Here is a 19,722-nt window from a genome sequence, read left to right on the forward strand (position 1 = left end):
CGGCGGTTCCAGACCGCCGGACCCTAGAACTCCAGGTTGTGCGCCAGCTCCCACGGAGTCACCTGGGACTGGTAGGACTTCCACTCCTCCCACTTGTTGCGCAGGAAGTACTCGAAGACGTGCTCGCCCAGGGCGTCCGCCACGAGCTCGGACTTCTCCATCTCGCGCAAGGCCAGGTCCAGGTCGGTGGGCAGGTCCTTGTAGCCCATCGCCATGCGCTCGCGACGGGTCATGCCCGCCACGTCCTCCTCGACCGGCGGGTGCAGCTCGTAGCCTTCCCGGATGCCCTTCAGCCCGGCGGCCAGCAGCACGGCGTAGGTCAGGTACGGGTTCGCGCCGGAGTCCGGCGTGCGGATCTCCACGCGACGCGAGGACGGCTTGTGCACCGTGTACATCGGCACGCGGATCATCGCCGACCGGTTGGACGCACCCCACGTCGCCGCGGTCGGGGCCTCCGCGCCACTGGTCAGACGCTTGTAGGAGTTGACCCACTGGTTGGTCACCGCGGAGATCTCCGGGGCGTGCTCCAGGATGCCGGCGATGAAGGACTTCGCCGTGCCCGAGAGGTAGAACTGGTCGTCCGGGTCGTGGAAGGCGTTGTTCTCGCCCTCGAACAGGGACATGTGCGTGTGCATCGCCGAACCGGGGTACTCGTGGAAGGGCTTCGGCATGAACGTGGCGCGCACGTCGTTACGTGAGGCGACCTGCTTGACCATGTAGCGGAAGCTCATCACGTTGTCGGCCATCGACAGGGCGTCGGCGAAACGCAGGTCGATCTCCTGTTGGCCGGGGCCGGCCTCGTGGTGGGAGAACTCCACGGAGATGCCCATCGACTCCAACGCGGAGATCGCGTCCTGCCGGAACAGCGGAGCGGCGTCGGTGACGGCCTGGTCGAAGTAGCCGCCGGTGTCGGCGGGCCGCGGACGCCCGTCCGGACCGTCCTGGTTCTTGAGCAGGAAGAACTCTATCTCCGGGTGCACGTAGCAGGAGAAGCCCTCGTCCGCGGCGCGGTTGAGCTGGCGGCGCAGCACCTGACGCGGGTCCGCCCAGCTCGGCTCACCGTCCGGCATGGCGATGTCGCAGAACATGCGCGCGGTGAGCACCTGGTTGTCGCCGCCGGCAGTGTCCAGGGGCAGGATCTGGAACGTCGACGGGTCCGGCTTGGCGATCGTGTCGGACTCGACCACACGCGAGAACCCCTCGATCGAGGACCCGTCGAACCCGATGCCCTCGGCGAATGCGCCCTCGAGCTCCGCGGGAGCGACGGCGACGGACTTCAGGTACCCCTGAATGTCCGTGAACCACAGACGGACGAAGCGGATGTCCCGTTCCTCGAGCGTGCGGAGGACGTATTCCTGTTGGCGACTCATGGCCCCCATCGTAACGCCCGCCCCGGCGGTCAGCCCCTTTTTTCCGGCCGGTTGCACGGGTTGTTACACATCGTTAACACCTGCCTGCCTGACGTGGCACAATATCGTGACATGGCTGACAAGAACGAGACCACCGGATACCTCGCACCCACCCGTCAGGTCCGCATCGGCGACCTGCGCAAGCGCAAGGACTCGGGCGAGAAATGGGCCATGCTCACGGCCTACGACTACTCCAGTGCGCGGGCGTTGTCCGCCGGCGGGATCGAGTGCCTGCTGGTCGGCGACTCCGCCGCCAACGTGGTGTTCGGCTACTCCCAGACCCAGCAGATCAGTCTCGACGAGATGATCTACATCGCCGCCGCCGTGGTGCGCGGTGCGGGCAACGCCCTGGTCGTCGCCGACCTCCCGTTCGGCACCTACGAGGCCTCCGACGAGCAGGCGGTGCGCTCGGCCGCGGAGATGATGCGGCGTTCCGGCGCGGCGATGGTCAAGATCGAAGGCGGGGTGCGCATCGCCCCGCGGATCCGCGCGCTGGTCGCCGCGGGTATCCCGGTGTGCGCGCACATCGGCTTCACCCCGCAGTCGGTCAACGCCCTGTCGGGATTCAAGGTCCAGGGCCGTGGGGACGCCGCGGACCAGCTGCTCGACGACGTGCGCGCCGTGGCCGAGGCCGGCGCGGACTTCGTGGTGCTGGAGATGGTGCCGGCGGACGTCGCCGCGCGGGCGACCGAGGCCGTCGACATCCCCACCGTCGGCATCGGCGCCGGCCCGGGGACGGACGCCCAGGTGCTGGTGTGGCACGACATCGCCGCACACCCCGCCGACGGCCACCGGCCGAAGTTCGCCAAGCAGTGGGCGCAGGTCGGTGAGGACCTCACGAACGCCGCGGCGTCCTACAAGCGCGAGGTCGCCGAGGGCACCTTCCCGGCCGAGGAGCACTGCTTCTAGAAACGGACCTCACGTTCCCGGTCGCCGGCGCGTCTACCCTGTGTGACGATGCAGCAACCATTCGATGAGGCCGTGAGACGGCACGGAGCCACCGTGCTGCGGGTCTGCCGCGCCGTACTCGGCCCCGGCCCGGACGCCGACGACGCGTGGTCCGAGTCCTTCCTGGCCGCACTACGCTCCTGGCCCGAGCTGGCCGACGACACGAACGTGGAGGCGTGGCTGGTGCGCGTCGCCCACCGCAAGGCCGTGGACGTCACCCGGGCCCGTGCCCGGCACGCCGTCCCCAGCGACGACCTGCCCGAACAGGCTTCCGCACTGGGCAATCCCGAGGACTCCGCCGGCCAGGACGGACACGGGGTGTGGGCCGCGGTGACGGCGCTCCCGGAGCGCCAGCGCCTCGCGATCGCCTACCACTACCTCGGCGGACTGCCGCACACCGAGACCGCCGGGATCATCGGCGGGACCCCGGAGGCGGTGCGACGCGCCGCGTCCGACGGCATCAGGAGTCTGCGCAGGACCTACCGCGCCGAGGCGCACACGAAAGGACGGTCGCGATGACCGACGAACTCTCCGACCTCTTCCCCGTCGACCCTGCCACGTTGGACGGGTTGGACGGGCTGCGCGCGAGCCTTGCGGCGAAGGCCGCCGAACACGACCTGGTGGACGTCGCCTACCGCACGGTCGACTCCCCGGTGGGCACGTTGCTGGTGGCCGCGACCGCCACGGGCCTGGTGCGCGTCGCCTTCGAACGCGAGGGCTTCGACACGGTGCTGGAGTCCCTGGCGACGAAGGTCAGCCCGCGGGTGTTGGAAGCGCCGCGGCGCCTGGACACCGTAGCCACCGAGCTGGACGAGTACTTCACCGGCGGCAGGCACGCCTTCGACGTGCCCCTGGACTACGCCATGTCCTCGGGATTCCGGCAGCAGGTGCAGCGCCACCTGCCGCACATCGGCTACGGGCACACGCAGACCTACAAGGAGGTCGCCGAACTGGTCGGCAACCCGAAGGCGGTCCGCGCCGTGGGTACCGCCTGCGCGACCAACCCGCTGCCGGTCGTGGTGCCCTGCCACCGGGTGCTTCGCTCCGACGGGGGTCTCGGCGGCTACCTCGGCGGCCTGGAGGCCAAGACCACGCTGCTCACGCTGGAGCACGCTGTGTGAGCATCGGGACGCCAGACGGACGCTAGTCGTCCTCGTCCCAGTCGTCGGCCGCCTTCGTGCGCGCCCGCGCCGTCTCCAGGGCCTGCTCTGCCTCCTGCTTCGAGGTGTACGGGCCCATGCGGTTGTCCCAGCCCGAGGTCTTGCCCTGGGTCACCTCACCACTGGAGGTGTCGAAGTACCACTCGTTGTCGCTCATACCGTTCGAGTCTAACCGCGTCTAACCACCGAACGCACCACGCGCGTCGGCCAGCACGAACACCATGCCCGCCAGCCCCAGCACCACCGTGCCGGCCGTCAGTGCCACCACCGCGCCGGACGAGACCCCCGGCGCCGCGTCCTGCGCACCTGCCACCGCGCGCCGGTAGCGGTCGTAGCGACGCCGCTGCGTCGCGTAGATCACCCCCGCCACCAGCATCAACCCGCCGGAGACCGCCACGACCACCGCACCGTAGTGCGGCGCCCAGCGCAGCATCACCGCCGCGGCCACCAGGTAGGCCAACGAGGTCCTGCCCCAGGACATGCTCGTGCGCTCCGGCTGCAACCCCGGGTCCGTCGGCAGGCTCACGAGAACACCATGACCGTGACCACCACCGCGGCGAGCACCGCGCCCACCGACAGGGCCGGCACGATCGCCGGTGCCGGCAACGGCCGGTCCTCACGCATCGCCCGCTCCACGCGCAGCCATCGCACCGCCGCCCCACCCGCCAACAGGATGCCGATGGCGATGGCCACCAGCGCACCGGCCGAACGCAGGTGAGCGGGCAGGTCGTCGACGGGCAACGCCTCCAGCGCCACACCACCGGCGATGAACGCCAGCGCGGTACGCATCCACGCCAGGAACGTCCGTTCATTGGCCAGGGTGAACCGCGGGTCCGGCTCCTCACCGCCCGGGAACAGCACGCGCGCCAACGCCGGACGCCTACGCTCCTGCGCTGAGGCCTGCTCTGAGGCCTGCTCTGAGGCCTGCGCTGCGTCCGGTGCCGTGTCGTCGCGCTGTCCTGCGGTGCCGTCATTCACGGTGAATCATTCTAACGATCGCGGCCGGGCGCCGGTGAACACGAGAAGAAGTTTTGCGTCGAGAGGGCCTGTGAGCCGGATTCTGTCCCGCCCCGGGCACGCGGGCCCGGGCATGTGCGGCGGCGATCATCCATCTGGGTCAGCCGTCACCGGCTGCCTCAAGCGGTCTACCTGCCCCTTCACCGACGAGCAGTCGACGGGGCACGGCCGCACCGTAAAAAACGGTCGCGGCCACTTGACCTTGCTCCCGGTGGGGTTTACCTAGCTACGCCGGTCACCCGGCGCACTGGTGCGCTCTTACCGCACCGTTTCACCCTTACCCCGGCCCGACCCCGGAACTGGCCGGGGACGGTCGAGGCGGTCTGTTTTCTGTGGCACTAGCCCGCGGGTCACCCCGGGTTGCCGTTAACAACCACCGTGCTCTGAGGAGTCCGGACTTTCCTCGACACCGGGCCCACGCCCGCACACGTGCGGACGCGGTCCCCGGCGCCGCGATCACCCGGCCCTCTCGACCCGGATAACTCTAGCACCTGCCGGCGCCTCCCCATTCAGTGCCGGTCAGTGCCGGTTAAAGCAGGTGGTGGGTGTCGTTGACCCCGCGGACCACCGAATGGTCGGGGTAGAACTCCACGTTCGACAGCCCCGCCAGGTCCAGGTGCAGGGTGGAGTACATCGTGGCCGGCACCTGCAGTGCCCGGCGCAGGATCGCCTTGATCGGCGACACGTGGCTGACCAGCAGGACGGTGCGGGCACCCGTCAGGCCCTGCTCCGGCGCTCCCGCCAGCCCCTGGACCAGGTCGCCGCACCGCCGCTCCACGGCGGCCATGCTCTCCCCGCCGACGGTGGGCACGGTGGTGTCGCCGACCCACGCGGCGTGCTCGTCCGGCCAGCGCCGGTGCACCTCGTCGAAGGTCAGGCCCTCCCACTCGCCGAAGTCGGTCTCGATGAGGTTGTCGTCGACCTCCACCTCCAGGCCCAGCCTGTCCGCCGCCGCGGCGGCGGTCTGCCTGGTCCTGGCCAGCGGTGAGGAGATGATCCGGTCGATCCCCTGGCCGGCGTCCTGACGTGCTGCCAGGAAGGACGCCGCCCGCCGCGCCTGCTCGACGCCGAGGTCGGTGAGGTCCGGGTCGCTGCGTCCGGAGAACACCCCGGCCGCCGACATTTCCGTCTGCCCGTGGCGCAGCAGCAGCACCCGCACCGGCGCGCCGCGCTCACCCATCCACCCCGGCGCGCCACTCACGAGGTGGCGCCCCTGTCGCCCTCTGCCTCGTAGGCGCTGGCCTGCGGCAGGAGCATCACCCCGCACTCGGGGCAGGACGCCGGGTCGTCCTTCGGCGCGGCGAGGATCTCCGCCAGCGACGCCCGGTCCAGGGTCATGAAGCAGCCACGGCAGGACGACCCGGCCAGGGCGGCCGCGCCGACGCCGTTCTCGCGCTCGCCTCGTTCGTAGCGGCGCAGCAGCTGCGGCGAGCCGGACTCCAGTTCGGCGCGCAGGGAGTCGGAGTGCTCCTGAAGCGACTCCAGCTGCCCGGTTATCTCGCGGTGCCGGGAGGCGTGGGCCTCGCGGGCTGCCTCCAGGGCGGCGAGGGCGGCGTCGAGCGCAGCTTCTGTGTCGTTGCCACCCGCGGCGTCCACTCCCGGCGAGGACGTGCCTTCGGCGGCGATGGCCTCCTCCACCTCAGCGAGGCGGCGTTCGGCGACGGCGAGGTCGTGCTTGAGGTCCCGGCGCGCCTCGGTGTCGACGGCCGCGCCCAGGGCGTTGACGTCGTCGCGGCGACGGGCGCGCAACTTCGCGGCGTCCTGCTGCATGCGCTGCAACCGCAGCGTCGCGTCCTGTGTCTCGCGCCCGGCGGCGGCCTTCGCCTGACGCGCGGCGACGACGTCCTTCTCCAGGCGGGCGATCTCCTCGGACGTCGCCTCTGCGCCGGAGGCACCGGACGCACCGGCCTCGCCGGCGAGCGCGCTGCGTCGGCCGTCGACGTTGACCAGGTCCCACAGGACCACGTGGGCGGGGCGTCGCGACGAGGGGGACGAGGGGCGGAAACTGGTCGGTGCGTCGGGTGCGTCAGGCACGGTGCTGTCCTCCGGAACAAGGTGACGGGGCGTGGAGGGTCCACGGGTCGGTGCGGACGTCGACCACGGCCGTGTCGACCCGCGGGTCGGCGGCGGCGATGATCTCGGCGGCCTGCTCGCACCAGGGGAACTCGCTGGCCCAGTGGGCGGTGTCGATGACCGTGCAGCCACCGGCGCGCAGGTGCTCGTCCACCGGGTGGTGGCGCAGGTCGGAGGTGACGAAGCAGTCGACGTCCAGTCCCGCCACCGTACCCAGGAAACTGTCGCCCGCCCCGGAGGACACGGCGACACGACGGATCACGGCGTCCGGGTCGCCGGCGGCGCGCACGCCCCAGGCGGTGGCGGGCAGACGCTGCGCCACCCGCTCGGTGAACTCGCGCAGCGTCATCGCCGTGTCGAGCTCGCCGACGCGTCCGATGCCGAAGGCGGTCGCCGGGTCGGCGGGCACCCCGGCGAGCTCGGTGACGTCGTAGGCCGGCTCCTCGTAGGGGTGCGCGGCCAGCAGGGCCCCCAGCACCGCCGCGCGGCGCGACCGGGCGGCGACGAACTCCACGCGCAGCTCCTCGACGTGCTCCAGGTGCCCGGGTGTGCCGGTGTGCGGGTCGGCGGACGCCCCGGGGAGGAACTGCCCGGTCACCGCGAACTCGTGGGAGCAGCACGTGTAACCGCTTACGGTGCCACCACCTGAGGCGAACACCGCCTCCTTCACGACCTCCGCGTGCTGCACGGGCACCGTGAAGCCCCAGCTGTCGAGCACCGGAGCGATGGTCTCGCCGCGGGCGGCGCGCACCGCCGCCGTCGCCGAGGCCGACGACGGTGCCAACGGTGCTCCCGCGCTGACGCCCAGGATCTCGGCGAGGCGGTCGTTGACCCCGGGGCGTGCCGAGTCGGCGCTGGTGTGCGCGGAGTACAGGGCCACCCCGGCGCGGATGAGCCGGTGCACGATCCTGCCCTTCGGGTGATCGGCCGGCACCCCGGTCGCCCCGCGCATCAGCAGCGGGTGGTGCACCAGCAGCAGGTCGGCGCCACCGGTGACAGCCTGCTCGACCACCTCGTCGGTGCAGTCCAGGGCCACCATGACCGAGTGCACCGGGGCCGCCGGGTCGCCGCAGACCAGGCCGCAGGCGTCCCACGACTCGGCGAGCTGCGGCGGGTAGGCGTCCTCGATCACCGACACCACCGAGGCCACCGTCGCTGTCGTGGTGTCGGCAGGGCCGGTCGTGTCTGCTGGGTTCTGTTCACTCTGTGTCCCGTTCACCCCGCCCACGATACCGCCCGAGTTGCCTGTCCCTCACGGCACTTTGGCGACCCTGCCGTGGCCGGGCCGCCGGGATTCTGGCACCCTGGGTTGCGTGACGGACGCACATGAGCCATCAGGCACCAGGAACAGGACCCTACTTGTCGACGTCGACGGGACCCTCGTCGACTCCTATCCGGGTATCCGCTCGAGCTTCCTGCGCGCCCTGGAGGACAACGACGTCCCCGCCCCCGGCGAGGATCTGCTGCAGCTGATCGCGGGTCCCCCGATGGTCGACAGCCTGCGCGGCCTCGGACTCGAGGGCGAGCAGCTCGACGCGACGGTGGCCAGCTACCGCGAGCACTACGACGGTGGCGGCTGGCTGGAGGCCCGTCCCTTCGACGGGGTGGCCGAACTGCTGCGTCTGTGGAAGTCGCAGGGCTACACGCTGGCGACGGCCACCTCGAAGTCGTTGAGCTCGGCGACGCGGCTGCTCAAGCACTTCGACCTCTACGACTACTTCGACGTCATCGCCACCGCCTCCGACGACGGCAGCCGGCGGGCCAAGGACGCGGTGGTCGCCTACGCCCTGGAGCAGCTCGGCGCCCCCGGCGGGCCGATCACGCCCGTCGCCGAGGGGGGCCCGGCCCACCGCCGCGGTCTGCTGATGATCGGCGACCGCATCCACGACGTGGAGGGTGCGCGCGCCTACGGTGTGCGCAGCGTGCTGGTCGACTGGGGCTACGGTGTCCGCGACGAGCACCGCAAGGCCGACTACTCGGTGGCCGACGCCTCCGAGCTGCGCCGCCTCGTCGACGAGTGGTCCGACGACCGGCCGCACATCTGCGTGGTGTGCACCGGCAACATCTGCCGCTCCCCGATGGGTGAGATCATGGTGCGCAGCGCACTCGAGGAGGCCGGGCTGGACGACGACGTGCGGCTGAACTCCTGCGGCACCGACGGCTGGCACGTCGGCGAGGCCGCCGACCCGCGGGCCGTCGCCCGGCTGAAGCAGGACGGCTACAACGGTTCCGGTCACCGCGCCGCCCAGTTCGGTCCCGAGCACCGCGACGCCGACCTGTTCCTGGTCATGACCGCCGCCCACCGCAAGGCACTGGTCAAGCGGGGAGTCGACGAGGACCGTATCGCCCTGTTCCGCAGCTTCGGACCGGCCGGTGACAAGGAGGTCGAGGACCCCTACTACGGCGACCGTGACGGTTTCGCCGAGGTCTCCCGCCAGCTCGCCGAGGCCATCCCCGGCGTCGTCGACTGGGCGCGTGCCCAGGTCGACGCCCGCGGCTGAGGGGGATCAGCGCAGTCGAGCGCAGTTCAGCGTAGCTCGAAGTCCACGGAGTCGGTCGTGCCGTGGCGCGAGCAGGTGGCCGTCCACCCGTGCGGGGTGACCTGGGCGACGGTGCGCCGCCCGCAGGTCACGCAGTACCGGGGGACGTCCAGACCGGCCTTCTGCGAGGGTGAGTACTCCAGCGACTCCCCCTCCCCCAGGTCCGCGCCGGTGTAGGGGTCGAAGGGGCCGGTGCCGCGTCGACGCCGCGAACGGGTCCGCGAGCCTGCACCTGATTCCGTACCGGATTCTGCACTAGACACTGCGGCTCAGCACCTTGATCGGCAGGTTCATGCGGCCCACCATGTCCATGTCCTCCTCGGCCGGGCGGCCGAGGGTGGTGAGGTAGTTGCCGACGATTACGCCGTTGATACCGCCGGTGAGGCCCTGTTCCACGCCCAGGTCGCCGAGGGTGAGTTCGCGTCCGCCGGCGAAACGCAGGGTGGTCGCCGGCATCGCCAGGCGGAACATGCCCACGGCGCGCAGTGCGTCCTTACCGTCCATCACCGGCATGTCCGCGAAGGGTGTGCCGGGGCGCGGGTCGAGGAAGTTCAGCGGCACCTCGTCGGGGTCGAGCTCGGCGAGCTGCACGGCGAACTCGGCGCGCTGCTCCATCGACTCGCCCATGCCGACGATGCCGCCGCAGCACACCTCGATGCCGGCGTCCTTGATCAGGTCCATCGTCGCCCGCCGTTCCTCCCAGGTGTGCGTGGTCACCACCTTCGGGAAGTAGCTGCGGGCGGTCTCCAGGTTGTGGTTGTAGCGGTGCACCCCGACCGCCTTGAGCCGGTCGACGTCCTTCTGCGTCAGCATGCCCACCGACACCGAGACGTCGATGCCGTCGACGTTGGCGTAGATCTCCTCGACGGCGACCTCCAGCTGGCTCATGAGGTTCTCGTCGGGGCCACGCACGGCGGCGACGATGCAGAATTCGGTGGCGCCGGTCTTGGCGGTCTGCCGTGCCTGCTCGATGAGTTCGGCGATGTCGAGCCGGGTGGAACGCACCGGGGAGTCGAAGAGGCCGGACTGGGAGCAGAAGTGGCAGTCCTCGGGGCAGCCGCCGGTCTTCAGGCTGACGATGCCCTCCATCTCCACTTCTTCGCCGCACCACTTCACCCGGACCTCGTGGGCCAGGGCGAGCAGGTCGGGGATGCTCTCGTCGGGGAGCTGGAGGATTCGGATGAGGTCGTCGTAGTCGAGCCCGCGGCCATCGTCGAGGACGCGGGTACGTGCAGTCGTGAGGATGTTGTCCATGGACACACCCTAACTTGAACACCGTACAAGTTCTACCGAAAAAGTATTCTCGGGTTCCCCGCCACCCCTAGAAGCGCTCCTGATCTCGGGCGTTGCGCTTGTCGTAGAAACGGGTGCGGCTCCCCCCGTAGCGGTTCTCCAACTTGCTCGCCCTGCTCGACGACGCAGGACGCTCCGGCGTCGTCTGCGCCGCAGGTGCCGGTGCGGCCGATGCCGCAGCCTCCGGCGCGCCCGTCTGGGCGCCTGCCTGTGCTGCCACCTCGGCGGCGACCTCCGCGCGGCGACGGCGCCGCTCCCGGATCTCCGCCCACACGAAGTAGGCCAGACCCAGCGGCACCATCACACCGAAGGCGATCCACTGCAGCCCGTAGGACAGGTAGGGCCCGGAGTCCAGGTTCGGCAGGTCCAGCGCCGACATCGTGCCCGACGGGTCGGCGGTCGCCACCGAGGCGTCGTCGAGCTGCACGTAGTCGGCCGCCAGGTCCAGACCCACGGTGTCCCCGACCATCGCGGTGCTCATGCCGTAGACCTGCAGGCGGCCGTCGGCGGCCATCGGGTCAGTGCCCGGCACGGCCTCCGACATGCGCACGTACCCGGTCACCGTGACCGGCGTGGAGGTGGCCGCCGGGACGTCCGGCGCGGCAGAGCCGTCGACCGGGCGGTCCCAGCCGCGGTTGACCAGCACCGTCATCCCGTCGTCCATCCGGAACGGGGTCAGCGCGTGGTAGGCGGGGCGCCCGTCGACCGGCCGGTTACGCAGCAGCACCTCGTCGTCGACGAGGAAGCGCCCCTGCATCTCCACGCGGGTCCACTCGCTCTCCTCCCCCGCACTCGACCCGTCGGCGGGCAGCACGTCCGCCGCCGGCACCGGGTCCTGTTCCAGGCCGGCACTGAGCCGGTCGTTGAACTCGTTGGTGTCGCGGTTCTTGCCCAGCTGCCAGGGAGCCAGGACGGTGAAGGCCACGTAGGCGAAGGCCACCGCCACCACGGCGGTGATCACCCACCCCGGGGTCAGGAAGGAGCGCCACCCGGTGCGACGTCGGCGGCCACCGGCCGTCGGAACGTCCGCCCCTCCGTCGGGTGGCGAAGCGGGCGCAGAGGACGGGTCGGTCACTGGCTCAGACACGTCCACGAGTCTAGTCCGCCACCGTGGACATCCGACAGTCACTCACCGGAGCGACGCAGCCGCACACCGAACCAGGCGGCGACGGCCACCGCGATCAACGCGATCGCGCTGGGGATCGCCGAGGACGGGGTCGTGACGAAGGACACGAGCGCGTTCTGATCGTCATCGTCCCCGTCGTCGGCCTGCGCACCCTCCGGTACACCGTCCTCGTCCTCGGGCATGTCGCCGAGGCCGTCGGCGTCGCCGTCGCAGCCGTCGGCCAGCGCGGCGCGGAAGGTCAGCGGATCCATCTGCGAACCCGCCTCGTAGAACGAGCCCATCGCCGAGGAACCGTCCTGTGTGAGCGTCACCGACGCATTACCGTCGAGGATGCCCTCGCTGACCCCGGCCTGCGACACCGCCAGCGAACCGACCTCGATCCGGCCGTAGTCGTGCGGGTTTCCGTCGGTGTCGTTGGAGGTGACGTCGGCCACCAACGTGCCGGTGGAGCCGGACAGGCGGATCTCCGGGTTGGCCACGGTGGTGTCCAGCACCCCGTCGTGTCCGGTGAAGTTCACCGACCCGGCGAAGGACAGCACACCGTCGTTGACCTGGTCGTCCTCGACGGAGACGGTGCCCTCGTTACCGGAGAAGACGAAGGCGCCGTCGCTGTAGACGGTCTCGCCACCGGTGGTCCACCCACCGTTGGCGATGCTGCCGCTGATGTAGCTGCGGAAGGACTCGCGCACACCCCAGCCCATGCGGGCGTCCACGACGCGGTTCGCCGTGTCGTCCTTCGCGTCGCAGGTGGTGTCCGCCGAGCCCGCGGCACCTGCCGTGCTCGCCGCACCGGCGGTGAGCGCCAGGTCCGGGGTGCCCGAGCCGGACGCTGCGGCACCCATGCCCGTGCCGGTACCTGTACCGCCGGTGGCCGGGGACGCCGCGGCGAGCTCGCCGAGGCCGGTGGTGGCGCAGTCGGAGCCGTCGGTCTGCAGGGTGACGTTCAGCGGGTCGGCCTCGTTGTTGCCCTCCCCGTAGTTGCCGCCGAAGGCGGTGTTGCCCTCGGCGGTGATGTAGCCGGGCCCCGTCAGGTTGACGGTCCCCGCACCGGTGGCGGCGATCGGCTGGTCGAGGGTGAACTCGGCGATGGCGACCTGGCTGCCGGTGTCCGCACCGGTGACCGCCGCGCCCGGCGAGAAGCTGCTGACCGTGCTGGAGCGGTAGTCCGCGATGAACTGGGCGCGGGTGCCACGGACCTTGACGGACATATTCGACAGCGTGATGTCGAGCGCGCCGAAGTGGCCGTTCATGTGGATCGAGCCGGCCAACGGGATGTCGGCGTCCTGCCCGGAGAGCTGTGCCGATGCAGGATCACCGGTGAAGTCGAACTGGCCGGTGCCGCGGGGCTCGCCGGAGAATCCGACGCCGTCGAGGTCCCAGCCGCCCATCGCGATGGGGCCGTTGAGGTAACTGCGGAAGGACTGCTTGATACCCCACCCGGCCGATGCCGAGGTGACCTGACCGCACGTGGCGGTGTCGCCGGACGGCTGGGTCTGTGACTGTGCTTGGGCCTGGGTCTGGGCGGCGGGGGCCGTCGCTGTAGCTGCCTCCGTAGCGGCTGCCGCGGCGGTCTCGGGCTGCCCCGCGGAGCGCGCCACGGTCACCGAGTCGCCGACGGTGTTGGTCCCCGCGGCGGGCACGGTGGACAGGTTCAGCGAGAACCGGTCGCCGTCGTTCTTGCCCTCCCCGTAGTTGCCGAGCAACGCCTGGTTGAGGTTCTCGTGGATCCAGCTGTCGCCGGCCAGCGTGGCGGTGCCCTCGACGCCGCTGGCCTGGCTCAACGTCTCGTCCAGCGCGAAGGTCGCCACCGGCGACGCGGTGAACGCCGGCGGGCCGCCGGCCATGCTGACCACCGCGTCGGCCTCCGCAGCAAGGTAGCGGCCGTCGGCGATGAGCTGGGCCTGTCCGCCGCGGACCTGCAGGACCAGGTTGGACAGGGTCACGTTGATCAGCCCGCCGTGGCCGACCAGGCTCACCGAGCCCTGCAGCGGCAGGTCGGCGTCATCACCTTGTACGGCGGCCGAGGACGGGTCGACGGTGAAGTCGAAACTGCCGTCCTCACCGTTGGACGTCCCGGAGAAACCTACACCGTCCAGCGTCCAGTGCCCGCCGGCGATCGGCCCGGTGAGGTAGTTGCGGAAGGACTGCTTGATCCCCCAGGAGAACGAGCCCTGGGACACCGCCGCAGGCTGCGAGTCACCCTGGGTCCCCTCCTGAGCTACAGAGGTCTGCGCCGCAGCCGCCGGCGTGAGTGCCGACGGGGCCGCCACGGCGAGCGGAAGCGCCGCGACAACGGCCACGAGAGAGGCGGAGGAGGCGATGCGCAGCGACCGCCCTGAGCTGCGCAGGGGTGGGAGAACGGGCGACAGAGGGTTCACGGGTCTGCACTTTCCTGGAAACGTCTAGAAACACATCGATGTTCAGTTAGGTAAGGCTAGTCGATCAACCCATAACTATCACCACCGGGTGCCCCCCTCTTCCGCTTATGCCCCAGCTCGTCGCACCGGACCGCTCCCCCGGACCACACGGGTCACCCCTCCCTGCCATTTTCGTTCCGCAAATAAATGAGAGTACTTCGTCCCGTATAAAAACACATTGAAATCGGAAACTCGAAGTTAATCATCACGGAACCGACCGGAGATCCCTTCCCAAGAAAATAGGAAAGGAAACCACAGACGTCTGACCGACGTACGAGAACTCAGCTCCCCTCCGCACCGGACCGTACGGAAAGAACCCACCGAAGGCCTATGACCAGATACATCCTGAGGAGTGCCGCCAGGTGGCTCGCCGTGATCGTCATCGCGACGAACCTCGCATGGTTCCTCGCCGCCGTCTTTCTCGACCCACGCTCGAATTTCATGGGACGGCGCCCACCATTGAGCGACGGACAGATCGAGGACATTCTCGTGCCGCTCGACCTCAGTCCCACCCAGCCGATGCCGGAAAGGTGGTGGGCTTGGATCTCCGGCATCGTCCTTCACTGGGACTGGGGAACGTCCCCGCTGGGCGACAGCGTCAACGATCAGGTCGGTTACCGGATGTGGACGTCGGCACAGCTGATGATCGGAGCCACCGTCCTGTCGGTCATCATCGGAGTGGGCATCGGGCTCTACACCGCGTCCCGGCAGTACCGGACCGGAGACCGGGTCTGGCAGGGAATATCGATCGTGACGATCAATCTCCATATCGTCGTGGTCTCCGTCGCGGTCGTGGCCCTGGGCCGTGGTGTCAACGAGTTGCTCGGTACCCGGGTCTTCTACGTCACCGGCGCCCGTTCCCCGGATGTCAGCGGACTCCTGCCCACCGTCGTCGACGTCTTCCAGCATCTCGCACTACCCACACTGTCCCTGGTGATCATCACCTACGCCGGCTACCACATGCTCCAGCGCAGCCTGCTGCTGGACAACCTCAGTGCCGACTACGTCCGTACCGCACGTGCGAAGGGGCTGCCCCGGTCGACCGCGATCCGGAAGCACGCCCTGCGCACGTCCCTGATTCCCGTGGCCACGAGTGTGGCCTTCTCCATCCCCGGGGTGTTCGTGGGCGCGGTGATGACCGAGAAGATCTTCGGCTGGAACGGCATGGGCCAGTACACCGTGGACACCATCAGCAACAACGACGTCAACGGGGCGGTCGCTGTCGCAGCCTTCGGCGCGGTCGTGACCGCGGTCGGCGCCGTGCTCTCCGACATCCTCATCGTCGCCCTCGACCCCCGAGTGAGAGTGAACTGACATGGCCACCCCGCACCTTCGCCTCGTCGTCGACGAGGACACCAGAACTCCCGAACCGCAGCGAACCGGAAAACTCCGGCTCTACCTGCGCCGGTTCGCCCGGAACCGGCTGGCGCTCATCGGGGTGGCCATACTCGGCCTGCTGATCCTGACCACCCTGCTGGCCCCGCTGCTGACGCCCTGGGACTACGACGACCCTGACTTCATGAACCTGTCCACCGGACCCTCCCCTGAACACTGGTTCGGCACCACCGACGCCGGCAACGACCTGTTCGCGCAGACGGTGCACGGACTCGGCCGTTCCCTGACGATCGCGCTCCTGGTCGCCACCGGTACCACCGTCATCGCCGCGCTCGTCGGCACGGGCGCGGCGCTCTACGGAGGACGGGCCGAACGCATCCTCATCGAGCTGATCCACCTGCTCCTGGCGGTGCCGACATTCCTGTTCATCGCATTGATCGTCGGCGACTCCGGCGGCGACTGGAAGGTCCTCACACTCGTGCTGATCCTCTTCGGCTGGATGATGAGTGCCCGAGTCATCTGGTCGATGGCACTGTCCGTCCGCGAGAACGACTACGTCCGTGCCGCGCACTACATGGGGGTCAGCCGTCCTCGGATCGTGGTCCGGCACCTGATCCCCAACATCGGCTCTCTGCTGGTCATCCAGTTCACGCTCGGGGTGGTGGCCACGATCGCCAGCGAGACCGGGCTCTCCTTCCTCGGGCTGGGTGTGAAACTGCCCGACGTCTCCCTGGGCACGTTGCTGCAGACCGGCGCCGGCTCACTGACTGCCGCACCGTGGCAGTTCTGGTTCCCCGCCGCGACGCTGACCCTGCTCACGGTGTCCATCGCCTTCATCTCCGACGGCCTTCGCGACGCCCTCGACCCCAACTCCGCCGCAGGAGGACACGCATGACCACCAACACCACCGACGCACCGGGTGACGAGCCCGTACTCCGCGTTCGCGACCTGACCGTCTCCTTCCCCTCCGAGGCAGGTGTGGTCCGCGCCGTGCGCGGGGTGGACCTCGACCTGCACCCCGGACGCACCCTGGCCATCGTGGGCGAGTCCGGGTCCGGGAAGTCGGTCACCTCTCTGGCGATCATGGGCCTGCTGCCCGGGCACGCCAGGGTCACCGGGTCCGTGACCTACGAGGGGGAGGAACTCATCGGCAAGACCGACAAGGACATGTGCAAGGTCCGCGGATGCGGCATCGGCATGGTCTTCCAGGACCCGCTCACCGCCCTGACACCGGTGTTCACCGTCGGCGACCAGATCGTCGAGGCGATCCGCCAACACCAGCACGTCCCCCGGAGGACGGCCCGGGCGCAGGCCGTCGAACTCCTGGACCTGGTGGGCATCCCTGACCCCGCCAAACGCGTCGACAGCTTCCCCCACGAGTTCTCCGGCGGCATGCGCCAGCGTGCGGTCATCGCCATCGCCATCGCGAACAGACCACGGGTCCTGATCGCCGACGAACCGACGACCGCCCTCGACGTCACAGTGCAGGCGCAGGTGCTCGACGTCCTGCGGGTCGCACAACGTGAGACCGGTGCCGCGACGGTGCTCATCACCCACGACATGGGTGTCGTCGCCGACACCGCCGACGAGGTGATGGTGATGTACGCCGGACGCCCGGTCGAACGCGCGGAGGTCCACGAACTGTTCGCCGCCCCTCGGATGCCCTACACCATCGGACTCTTGGGCAGTACGCCCCGGGTGGACCGCCCCTCGACCAGGCCGCTGGTCCCCATCGCCGGCACTCCCCCGTCGCTCATCGACCTACCCGAGGCCTGCGCTTTCGAGGCACGCTGCCCGGTCAGCACCGCCTCCTGTCACCGCGGTGAACCGCACCTGCTGCAGGTTGACCAGGCCGCGCCCGGGCATCAGGCATCCTGCATCCGGTCGTCCCTGATCACCGACTCCCGGCTCGACGGGGCAGCACTCTTCCCCACCCCGGAACCGAGCCCCGACATCTTCGCCGGGGTTCCCCGCGAGGAACGCGAACTCACCCTCGCGGTCACCAACCTGCACAAGTCCTTCCCTCTGACGAAGGGGGCGCTGGTGAAGCGCCGTGTGGGGACGGTGGAGGCGGTCAAACACCTCACATTCGACCTCCACGCGGGTGAGTGCCTGGCCATCGTCGGCGAGTCCGGGTCCGGGAAGACCACCACCCTGCTGGAGATCATGGACCTGGACCCCGCCGACGACACCACCATCACACTGGCCGGCACGGATGTGGCGCAGATGACCCCACGGCAACGTCGGGCATCGCGCAAGTACATCCAGATCGTCTTCCAGGACCCCGTGAGTTCACTGGATCCCCGCCAGACGGTCAAGGAGATCATCACCGAACCGCTGACCTCCCTGGGGTTCAGCGGCGACGCCGACGACCGTGTCGCTGAGCTCATGGGCCTCGTCGGGCTCGACCCCGACCACGTCGACCGGTTCCCGGGCCAGTTCTCGGGCGGCCAGCGCCAACGGATCGGCCTGGCACGGGCCCTGGCGACCAACCCCAAGATCATCGTCCTCGACGAACCCGTCTCCGCCCTCGACGTGTCCGTCCAGGCCGGGATCATCAACCTCCTCCACGACCTGAAACGACGGCTGGGGTTGTCCCTGCTGTTCATCGCCCACGACCTGTCCGTGATCCGCCACCTCTCCGACCGCGTCGCCGTGATGCACCACGGTGAGTTCGTGGAGCAGGGCCCGACCGACGAGGTCTTCACCAACCCCCGGCACGACTACACGCGCACACTCCTGGCGGCGATCCCGATCCCCGACCCCAACGTCCAACGCCATCGCAGCGGGACCGTACGCGCAACGACCGTTCAGCTCTAGGTGGACCCTGACATGACGGCGACGACGCACTCCACCGCACCGGGGAACCGCTCCCCACCTGGAGAGATCTTCTCCATGGCACCTCACGACACCCATGCACCTTCTGCACCTTCCCGCACGTACACGTTTCACGAGGAGTACCCCATGACCCGAACATCACAGCCCGTGCTGGGCATCCGCCCACCAGCGGCATCACCACGCCGATGGCGTGCCCGTCCGGTGATCGCGGCAACCACGGTGAGCGCCCTGACCGCGATGAGCCTGGCAGCCTGTGGCAGCGACGACGCTTCCGGCGGAGGCTCGGCGAGCGACGCCGGGTCCGTGGCCGCGTCCAGCATCAACGCCCAGGCACGAGACGACATCCGGGACGGCGGGACGCTGACCCTGCCGACCACGGAGATCTCCGAACAGCAGAACACCTTCCACGCCGACGGGACGCTGTACACCAAAGACTCCTGGAAATGGTACAACCCGCAGGTGATGCTGCTCGATGGTGAAGGAAACTACGAGGCGAACCCGGATTACGTCACCGACATCTCCGCGGACACCGAGGACGGCAAGACCGTGGTCCGCTACACCATCAACGACGAGGCCGAGTACAATGACGGCACCCCGATCGACTGGACGTCCTTCGAGAACACCTGGAGATCCAGCAATGGTGAGGCAGAGGGCTACAACATCTCGTCCTCCGACGGTTACTCCCTGATCCAGTCGGTGACCAGGGGCGTCGACGACAAGGAAGCCGTTGTCACCTTCGAGCAGGAGTACCCCTGGTGGGAGGGGCTGTTCGGCTTCTTCGTCCCTCCGCAGGTCGACAATTCGGAGACCTTCAACAAGGGCTACCTCAAGGACGTCCATCCCGAATGGGGTGCAGGTCCGTACACGATCGACCGCGCCGACTTCAACAACGGAGAAATGCGGTTCAAACGCAACGACAACTGGTGGGGTGAACCGGGGAAGCTCGACACCTTCACCTGGCGGGCCCTGGAGTCGCAGGCGACGATAAACGCGTTCCAGGCAGGAGAAATCGACGGTGCCGGAGTGGCGACGAAGGACAACCTGGCGACGGCGCGAAGTATGGGCTCGGACAAGGCCGACATCCGGACCGCGATGCTGCCGGCGAACTACCTGATCACCCTGAACAGCGAGGCCCCGCTCCTGGAGGAGGACGCCGTGCGTGAGGCGATCATGACCGGCGTCGACCGTTCCCAGCTCGCCGACATCCGGTTCAACGGCCTGGACTACACCGAAGAGCTTCCAGGATCGTTCACGCTGTTCCAGACCCAGGACGGATACGAGGACAATTTCGGCGCGGTCGTGTCTTTCGACCCCGAGAAGTCCAGGCAGATCCTGGACGACGCCGGCTGGACCGAGGATTCCGACGGTGTCCGCGAGAAGGACGGGGAGAAACTCGAACCTCGCTATGTCCTCCTCGGCGATGATCCCCAGGGGAAGGCCGGTGCAACCGCGTTACAGAAGATGCTCAGCGACATCGGCGTGAGAATGAAGATCGAGGAACGCCCCAGCGCCGACTTCTCGAAGGTCAGCAGTGAACGGGACTTCGACATCTTCCAGATGGGGTTC

General features: G+C 69.2%; 19 protein-coding genes and 1 other RNA gene. 8 read left to right on the forward strand and 12 right to left on the reverse strand.

The window, feature by feature from the left end; translation table 11 throughout:
- Nucleotides 1–23 precede the first annotated feature (23 nt).
- The gene (gene glnA, locus ACT3TD_RS13425) at nt 24–1,370 is read right to left on the reverse strand and encodes a type I glutamate--ammonia ligase (RefSeq protein ID WP_301443391.1); all 1,347 of its coding nucleotides are present in this window, start codon (nt 1,368–1,370) and stop codon (nt 24–26) included.
- 111 nt (nt 1,371–1,481) lie between these two features.
- Between glnA and panB the strand changes: the two genes are divergently transcribed.
- Genes panB through ACT3TD_RS13440 form a run of 3 tightly spaced genes read left to right on the forward strand, consistent with a single transcriptional unit; the run spans nt 1,482 to nt 3,478 of the window.
- Nucleotides 1,482–2,318 (forward strand): 3-methyl-2-oxobutanoate hydroxymethyltransferase, encoded by an 837-nt coding sequence (gene panB / locus ACT3TD_RS13430; RefSeq protein WP_301443390.1) that lies wholly within the window; start codon nt 1,482–1,484, stop codon nt 2,316–2,318.
- Nucleotides 2,319–2,366: 48 nt separating this feature from the next.
- Nucleotides 2,367–2,876: an RNA polymerase sigma factor gene (locus ACT3TD_RS13435; protein ID WP_301443389.1), complete on the forward strand. Its 510-nt coding sequence runs from the start codon at nt 2,367–2,369 to the stop codon at nt 2,874–2,876.
- Nucleotides 2,873–3,478, forward strand: coding sequence for a methylated-DNA--[protein]-cysteine S-methyltransferase (locus tag ACT3TD_RS13440; protein ID WP_301443388.1), 606 nt, complete (start codon nt 2,873–2,875; stop codon nt 3,476–3,478). Before ACT3TD_RS13435 ends, ACT3TD_RS13440 begins: the two co-directional genes overlap by 4 nt.
- 22 nt (nt 3,479–3,500) lie before the next feature.
- Here the strand turns inward: ACT3TD_RS13440 and ACT3TD_RS13445 are convergent, their stop codons facing one another.
- The 7 genes from ACT3TD_RS13445 to ACT3TD_RS13475 all read right to left on the reverse strand — a co-directional run bounded on the left by ACT3TD_RS13445 (nt 3,501) and on the right by ACT3TD_RS13475 (nt 7,826).
- Entirely contained in the window at nt 3,501–3,674 is a 174-nt protein-coding gene (locus tag ACT3TD_RS13445) for an SPOR domain-containing protein (RefSeq protein WP_441579750.1), read from the reverse strand.
- 21 nt (nt 3,675–3,695) lie between these two features.
- The gene (locus ACT3TD_RS13450; RefSeq protein ID WP_301443386.1) at nt 3,696–4,043 is read right to left on the reverse strand and encodes a DUF202 domain-containing protein; all 348 of its coding nucleotides are present in this window, start codon (nt 4,041–4,043) and stop codon (nt 3,696–3,698) included.
- Complete coding sequence (locus ACT3TD_RS13455) at nt 4,040–4,387, reverse strand: YidH family protein (protein ID WP_301443392.1); 348 nt, start codon at nt 4,385–4,387, stop codon at nt 4,040–4,042. The genes ACT3TD_RS13450 and ACT3TD_RS13455 overlap by 4 nt, the downstream gene beginning before the upstream one ends.
- A gap of 163 nt (nt 4,388–4,550) precedes the next feature.
- Nucleotides 4,551–5,006, reverse strand: an RNA gene (rnpB, locus tag ACT3TD_RS13460) — RNase P RNA component class A.
- A gap of 57 nt (nt 5,007–5,063) precedes the next feature.
- Nucleotides 5,064–5,735 (reverse strand): histidine phosphatase family protein, encoded by a 672-nt coding sequence (locus ACT3TD_RS13465; RefSeq protein WP_301443385.1) that lies wholly within the window; start codon nt 5,733–5,735, stop codon nt 5,064–5,066.
- Nucleotides 5,732–6,568, reverse strand: coding sequence for a C4-type zinc ribbon domain-containing protein (locus ACT3TD_RS13470; protein WP_441579748.1), 837 nt, complete (start codon nt 6,566–6,568; stop codon nt 5,732–5,734). The genes ACT3TD_RS13465 and ACT3TD_RS13470 overlap by 4 nt, the downstream gene beginning before the upstream one ends.
- Nucleotides 6,561–7,826, reverse strand: coding sequence for a Nif3-like dinuclear metal center hexameric protein (locus ACT3TD_RS13475; protein WP_441579747.1), 1,266 nt, complete (start codon nt 7,824–7,826; stop codon nt 6,561–6,563). The genes ACT3TD_RS13470 and ACT3TD_RS13475 overlap by 8 nt, the downstream gene beginning before the upstream one ends.
- A gap of 94 nt (nt 7,827–7,920) precedes the next feature.
- On the opposite strand from ACT3TD_RS13475, the gene ACT3TD_RS13480 reads away from it, so the two are divergent.
- Nucleotides 7,921–9,108, forward strand: a complete 1,188-nt coding sequence (locus tag ACT3TD_RS13480) for an arsenate reductase/protein-tyrosine-phosphatase family protein (protein WP_441579746.1) — start codon at nt 7,921–7,923, stop codon at nt 9,106–9,108.
- A 26-nt stretch (nt 9,109–9,134) separates the two neighbouring features.
- Here ACT3TD_RS13480 and bsaP read toward each other — a convergent pair whose 3' ends face one another.
- From bsaP to ACT3TD_RS13500, 4 genes are all read right to left on the reverse strand, one after another.
- Nucleotides 9,135–9,410, reverse strand: coding sequence for a biotin synthase auxiliary protein BsaP (gene bsaP / locus ACT3TD_RS13485; protein WP_301443964.1), 276 nt, complete (start codon nt 9,408–9,410; stop codon nt 9,135–9,137).
- On the reverse strand, nt 9,403–10,401 hold the full coding sequence (gene bioB, locus ACT3TD_RS13490) for a biotin synthase BioB (protein ID WP_301443965.1): 999 nt from the start codon (nt 10,399–10,401) through the stop codon (nt 9,403–9,405). Before bioB ends, bsaP begins: the two co-directional genes overlap by 8 nt.
- 67 nt (nt 10,402–10,468) lie before the next feature.
- On the reverse strand, nt 10,469–11,527 hold the full coding sequence (locus ACT3TD_RS13495) for an SURF1 family cytochrome oxidase biogenesis protein (RefSeq protein WP_301443826.1): 1,059 nt from the start codon (nt 11,525–11,527) through the stop codon (nt 10,469–10,471).
- A 38-nt stretch (nt 11,528–11,565) separates the two neighbouring features.
- Nucleotides 11,566–13,944 (reverse strand): HtaA domain-containing protein, encoded by a 2,379-nt coding sequence (locus ACT3TD_RS13500; RefSeq protein ID WP_441579707.1) that lies wholly within the window; start codon nt 13,942–13,944, stop codon nt 11,566–11,568.
- Nucleotides 13,945–14,313: 369 nt separating this feature from the next.
- Between ACT3TD_RS13500 and ACT3TD_RS13505 the strand changes: the two genes are divergently transcribed.
- The 4 genes from ACT3TD_RS13505 to ACT3TD_RS13520 all read left to right on the forward strand — a co-directional run.
- A complete protein-coding gene (locus tag ACT3TD_RS13505) occupies nt 14,314–15,297 on the forward strand; it encodes an ABC transporter permease (RefSeq protein ID WP_441579706.1) in 984 nt (327 codons plus the stop codon).
- A gap of 1 nt (nt 15,298) precedes the next feature.
- Complete coding sequence (locus tag ACT3TD_RS13510; protein ID WP_301443764.1) at nt 15,299–16,213, forward strand: ABC transporter permease; 915 nt, start codon at nt 15,299–15,301, stop codon at nt 16,211–16,213.
- A complete protein-coding gene (locus tag ACT3TD_RS13515; RefSeq protein ID WP_441582421.1) occupies nt 16,210–18,138 on the forward strand; it encodes a dipeptide ABC transporter ATP-binding protein in 1,929 nt (642 codons plus the stop codon). Before ACT3TD_RS13510 ends, ACT3TD_RS13515 begins: the two co-directional genes overlap by 4 nt.
- A gap of 144 nt (nt 18,139–18,282) precedes the next feature.
- The coding region (locus ACT3TD_RS13520; protein WP_444638023.1) for an ABC transporter family substrate-binding protein at nt 18,283–19,722 on the forward strand (1,440 nt) is incomplete at its 3' end.

Source organism: Corynebacterium sp. AOP36-E1-14, from assembly GCF_052377495.1.
Classification (GTDB): Bacteria; Actinomycetota; Actinomycetes; order Mycobacteriales; family Mycobacteriaceae; genus Corynebacterium.

Bases quoted from the DNA above. Each gene is read 5' to 3' on its own strand.
- bioB (WP_301443965.1), bottom strand. From the start codon at position 10,401: ATGGACAACATCCTCACGACTGCACGTACCCGCGTCCTCGACGATGGC.
- glnA (WP_301443391.1), bottom strand. From the start codon at position 1,370: ATGAGTCGCCAACAGGAATACGTCCTCCGCACGCTCGAGGAACGGGAC.
- ACT3TD_RS13515 (WP_441582421.1), top strand. From the start codon at position 16,210: ATGACCACCAACACCACCGACGCACCGGGTGACGAGCCCGTACTCCGC.
- ACT3TD_RS13445 (WP_441579750.1), bottom strand. From the start codon at position 3,674: ATGAGCGACAACGAGTGGTACTTCGACACCTCCAGTGGTGAGGTGACC.
- ACT3TD_RS13440 (WP_301443388.1), top strand. From the start codon at position 2,873: ATGACCGACGAACTCTCCGACCTCTTCCCCGTCGACCCTGCCACGTTG.
- ACT3TD_RS13510 (WP_301443764.1), top strand. From the start codon at position 15,299: ATGGCCACCCCGCACCTTCGCCTCGTCGTCGACGAGGACACCAGAACT.
- panB (WP_301443390.1), top strand. From the start codon at position 1,482: ATGGCTGACAAGAACGAGACCACCGGATACCTCGCACCCACCCGTCAG.
- ACT3TD_RS13505 (WP_441579706.1), top strand. From the start codon at position 14,314: ATGACCAGATACATCCTGAGGAGTGCCGCCAGGTGGCTCGCCGTGATC.
- ACT3TD_RS13435 (WP_301443389.1), top strand. From the start codon at position 2,367: ATGCAGCAACCATTCGATGAGGCCGTGAGACGGCACGGAGCCACCGTG.